The organism is Synechococcus sp. 60AY4M2, assembly GCF_002760375.1.
Classification (GTDB): Bacteria; Cyanobacteriota; Cyanobacteriia; order Thermostichales; family Thermostichaceae; genus Thermostichus.
On sequence record NZ_AUMZ01000001.1, the window covers coordinates 703,457 to 716,703 of the forward strand.

Annotated in this window: 12 protein-coding genes, 1 tRNA gene and 1 other RNA gene; 5 read left to right on the top strand and 9 right to left on the bottom strand. The window is 57.4% G+C overall.

Going from position 1 to position 13,247, the window contains the following annotated elements:
* Positions 1-34: 34 nt before the first annotated feature.
* The 8 genes from SYN60AY4M2_RS03070 to SYN60AY4M2_RS03105 form a co-directional block, all read right to left on the bottom strand.
* A complete protein-coding gene (locus tag SYN60AY4M2_RS03070) occupies positions 35-247 on the bottom strand; it encodes a CP12 domain-containing protein (protein ID WP_011429904.1) in 213 nt (70 codons plus the stop codon).
* Positions 248-491: 244 nt separating this feature from the next.
* Complete coding sequence (locus SYN60AY4M2_RS03075; RefSeq protein ID WP_099812251.1) at positions 492-1,223, bottom strand: energy-coupling factor ABC transporter ATP-binding protein; 732 nt, start codon at positions 1,221-1,223, stop codon at positions 492-494.
* A 33-nt stretch (positions 1,224-1,256) separates the two neighbouring features.
* Positions 1,257-1,526 (bottom strand): hypothetical protein, encoded by a 270-nt coding sequence (locus tag SYN60AY4M2_RS03080; RefSeq protein ID WP_011429902.1) that lies wholly within the window; start codon positions 1,524-1,526, stop codon positions 1,257-1,259.
* A 92-nt stretch (positions 1,527-1,618) separates the two neighbouring features.
* The gene (locus tag SYN60AY4M2_RS03085; RefSeq protein WP_099812252.1) at positions 1,619-2,509 is read right to left on the bottom strand and encodes a leucine-rich repeat domain-containing protein; all 891 of its coding nucleotides are present in this window, start codon (positions 2,507-2,509) and stop codon (positions 1,619-1,621) included.
* 182 nt (positions 2,510-2,691) lie between these two features.
* Positions 2,692-4,293: an ATP-binding protein gene (locus SYN60AY4M2_RS14195; protein WP_206336907.1), complete on the bottom strand. Its 1,602-nt coding sequence runs from the start codon at positions 4,291-4,293 to the stop codon at positions 2,692-2,694.
* A 1,637-nt stretch (positions 4,294-5,930) separates the two neighbouring features.
* Positions 5,931-6,626: a MarR family transcriptional regulator gene (locus SYN60AY4M2_RS03095; RefSeq protein WP_099812254.1), complete on the bottom strand. Its 696-nt coding sequence runs from the start codon at positions 6,624-6,626 to the stop codon at positions 5,931-5,933.
* A 22-nt stretch (positions 6,627-6,648) separates the two neighbouring features.
* A complete protein-coding gene (locus tag SYN60AY4M2_RS03100) occupies positions 6,649-7,602 on the bottom strand; it encodes a DUF559 domain-containing protein (protein WP_099812255.1) in 954 nt (317 codons plus the stop codon).
* Between the two features lie 134 nt (positions 7,603-7,736).
* Positions 7,737-7,808 (bottom strand) — tRNA-Lys (locus SYN60AY4M2_RS03105).
* A gap of 100 nt (positions 7,809-7,908) precedes the next feature.
* On the opposite strand from SYN60AY4M2_RS03105, the gene ssrA reads away from it, so the two are divergent.
* The 5 genes from ssrA (at position 7,909) to SYN60AY4M2_RS03130 (ending at position 11,511) form a co-directional block, all read left to right on the top strand.
* Positions 7,909-8,304, top strand: a transfer-messenger RNA (tmRNA) gene (ssrA, locus tag SYN60AY4M2_RS03110).
* 127 nt (positions 8,305-8,431) lie between these two features.
* On the top strand, positions 8,432-8,950 hold the full coding sequence (locus SYN60AY4M2_RS03115; protein ID WP_099812256.1) for a DUF4330 domain-containing protein: 519 nt from the start codon (positions 8,432-8,434) through the stop codon (positions 8,948-8,950).
* A 15-nt stretch (positions 8,951-8,965) separates the two neighbouring features.
* Complete coding sequence (lpxD, locus tag SYN60AY4M2_RS03120; RefSeq protein ID WP_099812257.1) at positions 8,966-9,997, top strand: UDP-3-O-(3-hydroxymyristoyl)glucosamine N-acyltransferase; 1,032 nt, start codon at positions 8,966-8,968, stop codon at positions 9,995-9,997.
* Positions 9,998-10,111: 114 nt separating this feature from the next.
* The gene (locus SYN60AY4M2_RS03125) at positions 10,112-10,762 is read left to right on the top strand and encodes a Uma2 family endonuclease (protein WP_099812258.1); all 651 of its coding nucleotides are present in this window, start codon (positions 10,112-10,114) and stop codon (positions 10,760-10,762) included.
* A gap of 23 nt (positions 10,763-10,785) precedes the next feature.
* Positions 10,786-11,511: a Uma2 family endonuclease gene (locus SYN60AY4M2_RS03130; protein ID WP_099812259.1), complete on the top strand. Its 726-nt coding sequence runs from the start codon at positions 10,786-10,788 to the stop codon at positions 11,509-11,511.
* Between the two features lie 33 nt (positions 11,512-11,544).
* Here the strand turns inward: SYN60AY4M2_RS03130 and SYN60AY4M2_RS03135 are convergent.
* Positions 11,545-13,247: TylF/MycF/NovP-related O-methyltransferase (locus tag SYN60AY4M2_RS03135; protein ID WP_206336908.1), on the bottom strand; the 1,703-nt coding region annotated here is incomplete at its 5' end.

Sequence of the window (13,247 nt, forward strand, 5' to 3'; positions counted from 1 at the left end):
ATAAACCGAGACCGATCTGCAGGGTTACCAGAAATCAGGTGTCGTAAACACGGCACTCGACGGCGTCGGGGTTTTCAGCACAGTGCTGCTCAAGGCTGCTGGGAGCTTTGGGCTGGTGGCTGCGGGCTGCCAGCACTTCCTCAACAGCATCCCAAGCTGCACGGCAGTGAGGATCCCCTTCGCCGTACTCAGAGCAGACTTTGCGCGCGTTCTCCAGCTCTTTGGCAATGACTTCAGACAGTCCCATATTCTCAAGCTCCTTTCAACGAGATGGGGCCAGGGGCCCACGGGTATAATCTGCTGACGCAGATCCGCAGGGATCTAGCGCACTCGCGGATCAACAGGCAGAAACCTGCCGCTCCGCAGGGTAGATAAGTCCAGGATGATGCCTTGCTGCCAACCTATCGATCGCTGTGGATACATTACCATTCTAAGCAGCGACCGCCGGGGGTTGCAGCCACCCTTTTGCGATCTCTTCGGGATCAGCGGGGCTAAGACCTGAAGGCGCCAAACAGTTGTCCAAGCTGTTGCCGCACCTGCTCTGGGGATCCCTGATGGCGCACCTGTCCTTCGGAGAGGAAAATTGCTCCATCCGCCCATTCCAGCTCTGCCAGCCGATGGGTTACCCAGAGAGCGGTGATCCCCTCTTGATCCACCAGGCGGCGGATGCACCGCAGCAACTCCGCCTGGCTCTCGGGATCCAGCAGGGCTGTTGGCTCGTCCAAAAGCAGAACCTCGCTGCGCCGGGCCAGCGCCCCGGCGACTGCCACCCGTTGCTTCTGTCCACCGCTGAGGCCGTGGATGGGCCGGCGGATCAAGTGCCGCAAGCCCACCTGCTCCAAGGCCATTTCCACCCGCTCGGCAATCTCTTCCAACGTGAGGGGTTCTGCCCCCAAACCAAAGGCGACGTCTGCCCCTACCGTCGGCATGAACAGTTGGTGATCCGGGTTTTGAAACACGTGGCCCAGCCGCCCGCGCACCTCCAGGTGGCCCGCTAGGGGCTGAGGATGGGTGAGGGATCCGGACAACAGTTGCAATAGGGTAGACTTGCCGCTGCCGTTAGGCCCCAGCAGCATCCACAACTGGCCTTTGGGAATGACAAAGCTGCACTCCCGCAGAACCGGGGGACGCTCCGGCCAGGCAAAGGTCAGGCCCTCCACCCGAATGGCCGGCGGGGACTCCCTCTTGCCGCCGCGCAAGGACTCTGTCCCCCTCTCCGACATGAGAATCCCTCGCGAAGACCCGAAGAGCTGCTCTCAACCCTGCAACTGCGCCAAAAAGCCGGGACGAGTTCCTGGGGCACCAGGGCCACCCGACTTGGTGGTCATTTGCACGCCACACAGCTCGCCGGTGAGCAGGAACACCTTTTTGCCGGTGCGGTCACAGGTCAGCTCCAAGCTTTGGGGGGATCCGCTCTGGAGAGCGTTGACCACGCTTTGGTAGGCGCGGTTGGCCGCTTCCTCCTCTTTTTGGTGGACGACGATGGGGGCGGGATTCCCTTTCAAAAGCAATTCTAGGATATACATGGCTGACCGTTCGCGTAGTGGGCTGTGGACACCTGATCCCAGTATCGCAGGTCGGCGGAAGACCTGGAGGCCGGCAAACCCAGATCCCAGCGCTAGGGGCAGGGGCGGGCGGAGGTGGGATCCCCTGGATTGAGACCGGCAAACCAGCTCGACAGGGCCGCCGGCAGGCAGAGGCCAGGGTTGCCCTCGATGTGGAGCCGTTCCAGCCGCGGCAGTTCTGCCAAAAAGCTGGGCAGCTCGCCCGTGAGCCGGTTACGGGCCAAGCGCAGATCCCGCAATTGCTTGAGTTGGGCCAGCTCCGGAGGCAGGGATCCGCTGAGGCGGTTGTCTGACAAGTAGAGGTTTTCCAGGTTGTGCAGTTGCCCCAGTTGGGGCGGAATGGGCCCAGAGAGCTGGTTGCGATCCAAAAACAGCCCCTTGAGGGAGCGCATCTGGCCCAGTTGGGCGGGAATGGCGCCGCTGAGCTGGTTGTTTTGCAAGCTGAGGTTTTCTAGGCGGCTGAGCCGGCCTAGCTCTGGGGGGATGGGGCCGGAGAGCTGGTTGTGATCCAAAAACAGTCCCCGCAGGTTGCGCAGTTGCCCTAGCTCCGGCGGAACGGGGCCGGAGAACTGGTTGTAGTCGAGAAAAAGCTGTTCCAACTCCCTCAACTGCCCCAGCTCGGCGGGGATAGGGCCGGAAAGTTGGTTGTAGCTTAGGGACAGAGCCCGCAGCCGGCGAAACTGGCCGATCTCCGGCGGCAGGGATCCCCTTAGCCCGCGGCGATCCAACACCAACTGGACAAGGCACTGATCTCTATCAAACAGAGCTACTTCCTCCACCACCACCTCAGGCCGGCCCATTGCGGCCAAGATTTGCCGGAGGAAGAGAGGATCCTGGCAGGAGGCAGCAGGCCAGGCCATCCTCCCCCAGCTCAGCCAAGCCCAAATCACCACTAGACCCAACACCCACCACCGCTGCTGAGCTTTTCCTAGCCCCTGCCCCATTGCCCTGCTCCCGAGGATCCCTGCTCGAGCTTGCCCGAGTTGCCTTAAGGGAGCATAGCTCCAGAGGCCTCCCAACTGCCAGGCAGCCTCAGGAATTGGCAGCAGCAAGTTGCCAGGGAATAGAAGAGCAATGAGAAGATTGCCGCGACAGCCAACAGCGGCAAAACTGCTAAGATGAGAGCCTAGAGCTTAACTGCCTGGGAGCGCTGGATCACCTCAGCTTCGCTTAGAGGGGTGGGGGCGTGAAAAGACAGGCACCAGGGAGTTTGGATTTTGCAGGGCGGGTGAAGCTGCTGCGAGGAGAGATAAAACTGTCCCACCTTTAAGACAGCCACATCTTCTCCGCTTCCTCCCCGCTGGGCAATTTGCTCCCGCACTACCTCGATGGCTGCCGGAGACGTGACCCGGCCAAAAAACTGGGTGGAGCAGTTGGCGATGACGTTGTGGTCGATGCTCTTGGGTGCTTGGGTAGCAAAAATGAGACCCAAGCCGTATTTGCGCGCTTGGGCGGCCAGGCGCAGCAGGCTCTGCTTGCAGGGGGTAGTCCCCTGGGAGGGCACAAAGTCTTTGGCCTCGTCGATGACCAGCAGCCCGCGCACTGGCGCTTCCGGCGGGGCGGGGTTTTTCTTGATCCAGGTAAACAGCGCCATGGCCAGTTGATTGAGAAATTGCTGCTGTTCCCCCAGGGTGGGAAGGCCCACCAAGTTGACAACCGACACCCGGGTTTTGCCGTAGTCTGAGCCCAGCCCCAACAAGATGGCCGGATCCAACGCCATCCCCTGTTGATGGAGCAACTTGTTGTTAACCATGGCAGCCTTGAGGAGATTAGCCATCTGCAGCGCCAGTTGCGGCGCCTTGCTGATACCAGCTCCTGCTTCCGGAGGCAGGTCCGCAAGGAACTCGGCAAAGTCAGCTAGAGATCCCGGCTGGTGGGTGGCAAAGTATTTCAAAGCTGCCTTAAGAACCCCCCGCTTCAGCTCGTCGCTGACGGTCTTGCCGGGGGCCACGATCTCCTGGAGGGCGCCCCAGGCCATGTCGACGGCTTGCTCCAGCTCTTCGGGATCACCGGCCAGCGCAGCAAAGTCCGGCAGGGGGGCAAGGGTGAGGGGGTTGCCCGCCGCCAGCCCAGGGGTCCAAACCACCACCTCGGTTTGGGCAAAGTAGCGCTCTGCCTTGGCTTGATCCTCCTCTGTCCAGCCCTCGGGAGCGGCAGGCCAGGGATCCCCCAGCCGGGCCAAGTCGTTGGCTGCATCGATGACGATGGAAGGGATCCCCTGCAAGGCTGCCTCTTCCACCATTCGCCTCAAGAGCACCGTTTTCCCCGAGCCGCTGCCAGCCAAAATCACAGTGTGCCGCACCAGCTCCTCGATGGGCAGAAAAACTGGCTCACCCTCCCGGTTGGCTATCCAGCGTCGTCCGACAAACAAACCCGTTAGGTGCAGATCCTGCTTGGCTTGAGGGGCCTTGCCGTTCTCTACCCTAGAAAGTGAGAAATCCCCTTTTTTGGCAGGCTCAACTTTTGGAGTTTCCTGCGCAGGGATCCCTTCCTTCAGCCAGGCGAGGAGCTTGGCCAGACCCGAATCCGGCTCGGCGGCTGCCAGTTGGGCAAGGGGCTGCCGCTCGGCCAGCCAGTCCGTAAAACCGGGTCTGGATTGGAGCTGCTCCAGGGCCAGCAGAACCCTGATTTCCCTTTCACTGGGCCGCCAGTGGATCCCACCCTCCTCAAGGAACTTTTGCCACAGTTTCTGAGTACGTTCGCCTCCTGGTAGGGAGGTAGTGCGCACCACTACCAACTTGCGAAATCGCAGGGCCGCGTCGATCCCGGCTGCCGTTCTAGCAGCTACTAAGCGAGTTTGGAAAGATCTAGGATTAGTTGATTGAATAGCTGTAAAACAAAGGTGCCTTTCCCGCTCGTTTGCCTCGTAGAAGATTAGCCGCAAGCGAGAATGCAGAGGCGAGAAACCTCTGGATCCAGGGAAGTCAGTTTCCACTTGGCTGCCAATACTAGCCGGCAACTTTTCCTGCGAGACGAGAAATTTGCACAGAGAAGCTAGGGGCTCTTTCCATATCTCGTTCTCGTTTTCCTGTAAATACGGGGAAATATCAACCTTTTGCTTGGCCTCCTCAAAGATTCGATCTAGTTCCTTCAGTGGAGGGGGACTTGGAGTGATAGGAGCAGAACTTGGGACACCTAACTCGGTAACTCTCCCTTCCCGTAGGCATTGCTCCCTGTGCTCATGACATTTCTGGAGGAGCTGCCGAGGATAGATACTCTGCTGGAAGAACTCCGGCTTAAACGGGTAGGAAGGATAGGGAGGGATAAAGCCCACCTTGTGGTAGGCAGCCTGCAGGCGAGGAACAACAACTCCCTCAGCGACAGCGACACTGTCCCGAGGAAGAGGCCTCAAAGTTAAAGGCGGCTCAAAGCGTCCTGTAAAGGTTTGAACAGCTGTTTTCGTTAGAATTTCCCAAGACTGGTTTAGGCAAGAGATGATGACAAGGGATCGGGAGAGGCAGTCCCGTAGCCCAATGAGGCCACCTGCGATGTTATGAGTGATGTTTTGGGAAGCTTCTCTTTCTGTCTCTGGCGAGAGCTCCTGCAAGGATGACGAAGGACTAGGACTTGTTTGAGATTGCACAAGAATGGGATCTAACTGATCCAAAGCAACTACAGTGAGTCCCCTTAGGCTCATCAGCCAAGAAAGCCCTGCAACAACTTGACTAGGATTTAAGCTGGCGTTGGTAAAACCGAATTGTCGGGCAACCTCTGATTCCACACCTAGGCCCTGTATCCAGCTAGTACCTATTGACGCCAGTGAAAAATCATTCGAATTAGCTAGAATGGCAGCTCGTACACAATCTTGGTACTTGATGGTGTGCTTGCGATCTTGAGTGAATAGCCATTGCAGAGTTTGTCTAATGACGTCGAGCAAAGATTCGTGGGAAAAACTGGCGATCTCCTTCGCCTGCTTGGGAGTAGAGAGAGCTCTCAGAAAGACCAGATCGAGAATTTTTTGGAGCTGGCTAGTGCCATCAGGCTCTTCCTGAAGCAGAGAGGTGAGGTAGCCCTGGATTACGGTTTCCCAAAAGTCTTTCACATCGGTCATGTCCACTAGGACAAATCCCACCCCTTTTTCAAAGCAGCGCTGTCTTAAGACCCTGAGAAGGTGGGTTTTGCCAGAGCCACCATCGCCAAGCACAGGGATTCCAAAGGGTGTCTCCATCTGGGGAGATTGGATTAACTTCTCCAGCCGGCTGAATAGCTGCTCCCTGACATCCCAGTTAAGCTCAGGAACGTCAAAATCCGGAGGTTGCCAGATTTTTCTAAGATGAACTGTCCAATCAAAATCAACCTCCTTGAGGGCTTCTAGAGCTTTTTGTTGGTTGATTGAGAAAGAGGTACTTTCCTTGGAAGTCATGGCTAGTTCCTAACACGAAGAACGTGCTTGTCGTAGCCGTACAGGTTAATAGCGGCGGCTTTGATTTCAGGAGTAATGGACAGAGGATCGTCCAGGTTCATCAGCACTATCTTGGCTTGGTCGTGCAAAGTCAGGAGCGCCTGATCCAATAGCCAGGAGGGAACATCGGGAAATCTTTTGCGCAAGTCGGATAAGTAGACTAGGTAGTAGCGCCCTCCCATCTCCTCGCAGGTGCGAAAGACCTTCTCGAGGAAGTTAGGATCAACCTCCCCTTCGCTAACTTCCCAGGGCTGCGTTTGCCCAGTAGGAACAGGGGCTGCTCCACCGAGAGAGGGTCTGTTCGCGCTACTCGGCCGTAGGCCTAGAATCCGCGCCAAGGGAACGTTCTCCCGCTGTGCGTAATCCACTAGGGTTGCCAACGCCTTTTGCAAAACGGCTGCTGCCTCTGGCGACTTGGAACGGGCAATGGCCGTTGGAGGTGTGGTAGAAGCCCAGTCCCAGGCCTTGTCAGTCAGCACAAGCCGGGTTATCCTCCTTCCCTTTTCGACTACAGTCTTGCATTCAATGAGGCCCTTTTCCTCCAACAGCTTGAGCTCTTTGGCCCTATGCTTTGGCTTCACTTGCGACTTGGTCGGTTCTTCCCCTGTTAGCAGGAGCTTCCAGAGCAAGATTTCGCTTTTGGGCAACAAATCGCTCATTTCCCCAACCTCCAGCCCTGCCTCAAAGCCGGCTCTGTTGCAATTGAACCACCTTGCGGATCATCTCCACCGCCCGCTCGCAGTCGGACATCACCAGCTCATTGGGAATCCGCAACACCAAGTAGCCGGAGATGAGCAACTCGTAGTCCCGCAGGCGATCCTGGTAGTAGTGGTTTGGCTCGCGGTGCTCTGGCCCATCCACTTCCACTACCACCTTACCCTCCCGCCAAAGCAGATCCGCTCGGAAAGCGCGTCCGTTAACACTCTGTACAGTTTGGTTGAATTCCAGCAAATTCTTTAACTGCGCATCTGCTGCCACCCGGTCGGCCAGCTTTCTCTCAGCGGGACTGAAGGGGTGAGGGGATCCCTTGTAACCCACCACCACCTGCACCGAGCTGTCGAACTCCTTTAGCCTCTCAGGAAGCGGCAGTCGAATGGCACCGTAGCTCACGGAGGCCAATTCGGGGTGATCAGTCAAAGCGCTCGGCACCACCAGCACCAGCCGTGCCTGACTGTTGTCAGCCAACCAGATAGCTGCCTTGGCCAAGCCGAGTAAGTAGCTGGGCGCCGGCTCTGTCTCGTCGGTTGCCAAAGCCAAGGTCAGCTCGCGAGGGGCAATGGCCTTGGCCAGTTGCTGCACCTGGATCGCCCGCTGGATCCCTGGCAGCAGAGGCAGGCGTTGCTGTTGGCACAAGTGCATGGCCGCCTTGAGCCAGGCGTTGGCAATGGTGGGATCCTGTTTTGCTGGTAGCTCTTGGGCGCGGAGACGATTGTGAGCCTGAGCCTCTGCCGTTGTGCCCGGCTCAAACTTTTCCCCATACCAATAAGGCCAGAGGGATAGGGCTACCCTCGCCAGCACTTGCAGACACTCATCGAGGATGGCATCCTGGGCAGGAATTCGGTGCCAAAGCTTGGAGACAAAGACCGTCTCTCGAGTTTTAGCCTCCTCCGCCAGGCTCGCTAGCGCCTCCTCCACGCACGGCGCCAGTAATAGCTTGACCTCCCCCTCTTTGCCTAGGTCTTGCCACGTAAGAACGGCCACCTCGCCTTTCCCACCTGCCTCCTGGAATCCTAGCCTAGGCCAGGCCGGGGGGAGAGGGTATCGCAAGCTGGGTCGGCAGGGATTCGAACCCTGGGCCAATCGGTTAAAAGCCGAGTGCTCTACCGCTGAGCTACCGACCCGAGTTTACACTTTCGTTATGATAGCAGGACTTTTGTCACATTCGCAAAGACTCTAGCCGGATCCCCGAGAGTTTTGCTAGTCTAGATGTAAGCTAACCCCGGGGCTGTAACGGTTTCGACGGGGTGGCGAACAAGGGTTCATGATGCAGGTCGGGCTTGAGCTTATCCCGTTACCACTAGGCTCAACAAAGTAGGTGCGAACAACGTCGTACCTTTTGCTCGTAAAGCAGCTGCTCTGGCTGCCTAAGGCTCAGTAAGAGAAGTCTGAGCTCGAGGATCCTCCCACGACCCCGTTAAGTGGGCGGGTCACAACCCCAACGGGTGCAGCTCTCTTCTCCGGCTCCGTCGAGGGAGAGCCGAAGCTTAGGCGGAGAACTCCCATCGCCGGGATCTAAACGGCGATCCCTGCCTTGAGGGTCAGAGAGGCTAAGCCTGTGAAGGAGTGAACCCCCAGTACCCATCTCGGACACGGGTTCGACTCCCGTCAGCTCCACTTCTTTGCCAGTTGGCTGCCACTGGTTACCTAGCGGTGAGCGCGCGGGTGGCTGCACTTGGCCGATGACCATGTTTCCCAGTTAGGAGAGCACCCTACAATAAAGCAGGGTGTTGGAAGAGAAGTGGCCATGCGGCTCATCGATGAACGGGGGCGTCTGCTGGGGAAGGTCAGCCTTCTGGATCTGGGGGCGCTGGCCATTGTAGTAGCGGCGATTGTGGCTGTCCTGTTTTTCCCCGGGCGGCAGGTGGGCAGCGTCGTCCAGGTGGGGGGTGGCCCCACGCTGCCGGTGGAAGTGGATATGATTGTGCGGGGAGTCAGCAGCCGATCCCTGGAACCTTTTCAAGTAGGTCAGAAGGCTGACTTGATCATCCGCAACCAACCCTACGGCCAGGTGGAGGTGGTGCGGGTGGAAAATGTCAGCCGCACTGTGCCGGTGGTTTTTCCCGATGGACGGGTTGAGAACTTGCCTGACCCAGAGCCCTACCGCTTTGATCTGGTGTTTACCTTGCGGGGACGGGGCCAGCGGACAGAAAATGGCGTTGTCCTAGGCAACAACCGCGTCAAAGTCGGCGTTCCCCTGGAGCTCGAGACCTTTAGCTACAACTTGCGTGGAACCGTGATGGATGTGCGGCTGCTGCAATCGTAGAGGATCTCAAGCCCAATGCAGCTACAGGAGATCGCCCAAAAATTGGGATGCCCCTACGAGGGAGATCCCAACCTAGAAATTCACGGCGTGGCTAGCCTCGCAGAGGCGCGCCCAGGAGAGCTGAGTTTTCTCAGTGAAGCCCGCTACCTACCCTTGCTGGAGCAGACCCAAGCCAGCGCCGTCATTGTGGAGGAATCGCTGGTTCTGCCCCGCCCCATTGCTTGCCTGCGAGGGAAGGATCCCCGTCTGCTCTTTGCCCAGGCCATCGAGCTGTTTTACCAGCCCTATCGCTTGCCTGTTGGGATCCATCCCACCGCCGTGATTGATCCCAGCGTGGAGTTGGGGGAGGGGGTAGCCATTGGGCCCCATGTGGTGGTGATGGAAGGGGTGAAAATTGGCGACTACACCCAAATCCACCCCAACGTAACCATCTACCCCCACGTGCGGATTGGATCCCGGTGTCAGCTTTTCGCCAACTGCGTCATTCACGAGCGCACCGAAATTGGCGACGACTGCCTCATCCACAGCGGCGCGGTCATTGGCGACGACGGCTTTGGCCACATTCCCCTCCCCGATGGCTCCTGGCGGCGCATGCTGCAGGCAGGCCGGGTGGTGCTGGAAGACGGCGTAGAGGTGGGCAGCAACACCACCATCGACCGGGCCGCTGTTGGCGAGACCCGCATTGGCCGGGGCACCAAGATTGACAACCTAGTGCAGATTGGCCACGGCGTGAAGACGGGATCCCACTGCTTGATCGTGGCTCAGGTGGGCATTGCCGGCAGCACCCAATTGGGCCACCACGTCATCTTGGCTGGGCAATGTGGCTTGGCTGGGCATCTTCACATCGGCGATGGCGTGCGTGTAGCCGCCCAAACAGGCGTCACCAGCGATATCCCTGCTGGTCAAACGGTGGCCGGCTACCCCCATCAGCCTATTGCCGAATGGCGCAAGAGCATGGCCGTCCAGCGGCACTTGCCCGAGCTGCAACGTACCTTGCGCAAGCTGGAAGCTCGTGTGGCCAAGCTGGAGCAGAGCAGTGGGACATAGATGGGGATCCCTGCCGATGGCTAATTCACTTGCTTGCCCCCAACGCAAAGATGCTAGGCCCAAGAGAAACTGCAGGAAATCACTCCCCTCACCCGCGAGCAACTGGCAGAGCTCATGCCTTCGGCCCAGGGGCTGCTCAGCGATGAGCCCGAAATGGAACACTCTCTCCACGCCTTGCAGCTTCTAATTCTGGTGAGCTGCCTCACCCGCATCTGGCAGGATCGCAACGACTACTTCCTGTCTTGGAACCTTACCGTTTACTACAGCCGCGACCAACTCAAAACCAAAGACTGCCACGGCCCAGATCTGTTTTTGGTCAAAGGGGTAGAAAACCGCCCCCGCCCTTCTTGGGTGGTGTGGGAAGAAGGGGGGAAATATCCAGACTTGATTGTTGAGCTGCTCTCCGAGTCCACAGCCAAAGTGGATCGAGAGGAGAAGCGGGAGCTGTACCAGAGGATTTTCAGAACTCCAGAGTACTTCTATTTTTCTCCTGAGACCCTGGAGTTCATGGGTTTGCGGCTAAGGGGGGAGAAATACGAGGAGATTCCGCTCACAAAGGAGGGGTGGCGGTGGAGCGGGGTGCTGGGATTGTACCTGGGGATTCACAACCAGCAGCTTCGGTACTTCTTCCCCAATGGTGAGCTGGTGCCTACTCCTGAGGAAGCAGAGAAAATCGAACGCCAACGGGCTGAGCAAGAGCGGCAGCGGGCAGAGCGCCTGGCCCAGAAGCTGCGGGAGCTGGGGGTGGATCCCGATACCTTGTAAGGGTAAAGAGAGGAGAACTGGCAATGACTAACCCGAACCCAATTACTGAGGTGCTGGATCCGGTTTATCTACCCGAGTTGCCCCCCACCCAAGACGAGCTCCCCTACGACGACAGCGAACCTATGGAAAGCTGGCGGCACAGGTGCCAGATGGACTTGCTCATCTCCACTACCCAAACCTGGCTGCAGCAGCGCCCTGATGGCTTTGTCGGTGGCAATATGTTTCTCTACTACAGCTTGGAGCAGACCCGCGGCCGCAATTTCAAAGGGCCGGATTATTTTGTGGTGTTGGGCGTGCCTAAAGGCGAGCGCAAAAGCTGGGTGATTTGGGAGCAGGGCAAAGGGCCGGACGTGGTGATTGAGCTTCTTTCTCCCAGCACTGCCCAGGAGGACAAGACAAGCAAAAAGCAACTTTATGAGCAGATTATCCGGGTGCCGGAGTACTTTTGGTTTGACCCGTTTGAGCCAGAGGACTGGGCGGGGTTTCGGCTAAGGGGCGGCCGCTATGAGCCAATTCAAGAGGATGCAGAGGGTTGCTTGCCGAGCGAGGTTTTGGGATTGTACCTAGTAAAGTGGGAGGGCAAGTTTCGGGACATCGAGGCCACCTGGATTCGCTGGGCCACTGCTGCTGGGGAACTGGTACCCACTGAGGCCGAACTGGAGCGGCAAAGGGCTGAGCAGGCCGAACAACGGGCAGGGCGCCTGGCCCGGAAGCTACGAGAGCTAGGGGTAGATCCAGACGCCCTGTAGACAGCCAAGTAACTCAAGACAACAGATGGCTCCCTAGGAGGCCAACAGCAACACAGGTAGCTTTTGAATAGCAGGCCGTAATCCCTTGGGAAAGCGCTCCCGCTTCAAGGGATAGCGATAGTTGAGTTGGGGAATGAGTCTCTCCCATTGATAGGGGTTCAAGCCAGCTACCACTGAACAGAACGGCTCTCTACTGAGCTCTAACCCCTCTTCCATGAGCCTGAGAGCTATGTTGCCTGCAGCTATCTCCAGAGTTTGATTGGCCAGTTGCGGATCCGGATCCCCTAGGAAGATCAGAGCATAGTCTTCTGGCTGAGGACTGCGCAGAATTGGCTCCAGCAAGCCCTCCAGTTCTTGGATAAGCTGCTCTGTCTCCATTTCCCAGTAGGGGAAAAGGCCCACGTTGATCTTGCTCAGGCGGATCCCTTCTGGTTTGAAGGTTTGTATCAAACCATCTGTAATTACCAGCCAGTTCTCAGAGGGACTTAACCATACAGCACTAGGCCAACCCTGAACCTCTAGGCTATCTGGCTTCCAGCCATATGGCTCAGCTACACTGTGTAGCCGGAAGAAAACTCCAAGCTCCTGCTCAAAGTCATGGACAGCCTTTGCACACCCTTGCCAGTCTTGGTAGTCATCAACTTGGATAAACCCCCTGGGGTTAACTTGATGGTAGAGATGACGGAAAATATCCATCGTCGACTGATACCAGTCTGCATCTGCATGCAGCAAGGCAATCTCGCTCACCTGCTCTCGATAAACAGGCAAGGTGTCAGCAAAAAGCCCTGGCACAGGGACAATGAGATCCCAGACCCCCAGTTCCCTGGCAATGACCTCCAGGTTCTCTGAAACTGGTGCTGCCAAAGTGCTTGCTCCAAAGCCCGCTTCGTTGGCAGCAACCCCTCGGTAATCTGTATCTACTGTTGGCTCAGGCATCCCTGAGAAGGTATCAAAGACATACAGCTTGCGGGGCCGGCGGCTGTAGTTCTTAATCACCCAGGCCAGCAAAGCTGAGCTTCCGCCTCTACAAACACCGCACTCAACAAAGTTCCCAGGAATATCTTCTTCGCAAACTCGCTTTGCTAGCAAATAGAGGTTCCAAAGACGCTCGAAGCTCATCAAGGTAAAAGGCTTAACTTTCTCTAGAACCTTAGACAGCTCAAGATTACAGACTGGGTAGTCTTTGAGGTGCTCTGGCAGAGTCCAATTGACAGCAGGGTCTGGAATGTGCTCAACAGGCTTAACATTGCCTCGCCAAGCCACTCCCATGATTTGCATGGTCTGGTAAATCATCGTGTTCCAGCCTTTGTCTCTCAAATAATTCAGACCTTCGGCTACATCTGGCGAGGCCAGATCATGGAACAGGATTAAGGCATCCTCGGCAGCATATCGCTCCGCTACCTGAGCATCTTGCAAGGGGGCTGGTGAGGTGTGGTCTCCATCGATGAAAATCAGAGACCAGCGGCGATTCTCTGTCTTGGCGATCTCCTCTACCTTTGCTGGGCTATAGCCAGGGTAGAGGCTGACGTTGGAGCGGACTCCAGCTGAGCGGAGAGACTGATCAACGCTTGCATAGACTTGAGGATCAGCCAGAGCAGGATCCACCACATCAAGGGCAACTCCTCCTGCTGCCAAGTGAGCGGTTGACCAGCCTAGCCAGCAGCCAATTTCTAGGGCGTTTTTTCCTTTGAACTCAAGTGCAGTGTTGTACAAGATGTGCGCCTCGTCCCGAGTGA

Excerpts from the sequence above, each read along its gene's own strand:
- SYN60AY4M2_RS03080 (WP_011429902.1), bottom strand. The coding sequence starts at position 1,526 with ATGTATATCCTAGAATTGCTTTTGAAAGGGAATCCCGCCCCCATCGTC.
- SYN60AY4M2_RS03125 (WP_099812258.1), top strand. The coding sequence starts at position 10,112 with ATGCCTTCGGCCCAGGGGCTGCTCAGCGATGAGCCCGAAATGGAACAC.
- SYN60AY4M2_RS03095 (WP_099812254.1), bottom strand. The coding sequence starts at position 6,626 with ATGAGCGATTTGTTGCCCAAAAGCGAAATCTTGCTCTGGAAGCTCCTG.
- SYN60AY4M2_RS03085 (WP_099812252.1), bottom strand. The coding sequence starts at position 2,509 with ATGGGGCAGGGGCTAGGAAAAGCTCAGCAGCGGTGGTGGGTGTTGGGT.
- SYN60AY4M2_RS03075 (WP_099812251.1), bottom strand. The coding sequence starts at position 1,223 with ATGTCGGAGAGGGGGACAGAGTCCTTGCGCGGCGGCAAGAGGGAGTCC.
- lpxD (WP_099812257.1), top strand. The coding sequence starts at position 8,966 with ATGCAGCTACAGGAGATCGCCCAAAAATTGGGATGCCCCTACGAGGGA.
- SYN60AY4M2_RS03070 (WP_011429904.1), bottom strand. The coding sequence starts at position 247 with ATGGGACTGTCTGAAGTCATTGCCAAAGAGCTGGAGAACGCGCGCAAA.
- SYN60AY4M2_RS03115 (WP_099812256.1), top strand. The coding sequence starts at position 8,432 with ATGCGGCTCATCGATGAACGGGGGCGTCTGCTGGGGAAGGTCAGCCTT.
- SYN60AY4M2_RS03130 (WP_099812259.1), top strand. The coding sequence starts at position 10,786 with ATGACTAACCCGAACCCAATTACTGAGGTGCTGGATCCGGTTTATCTA.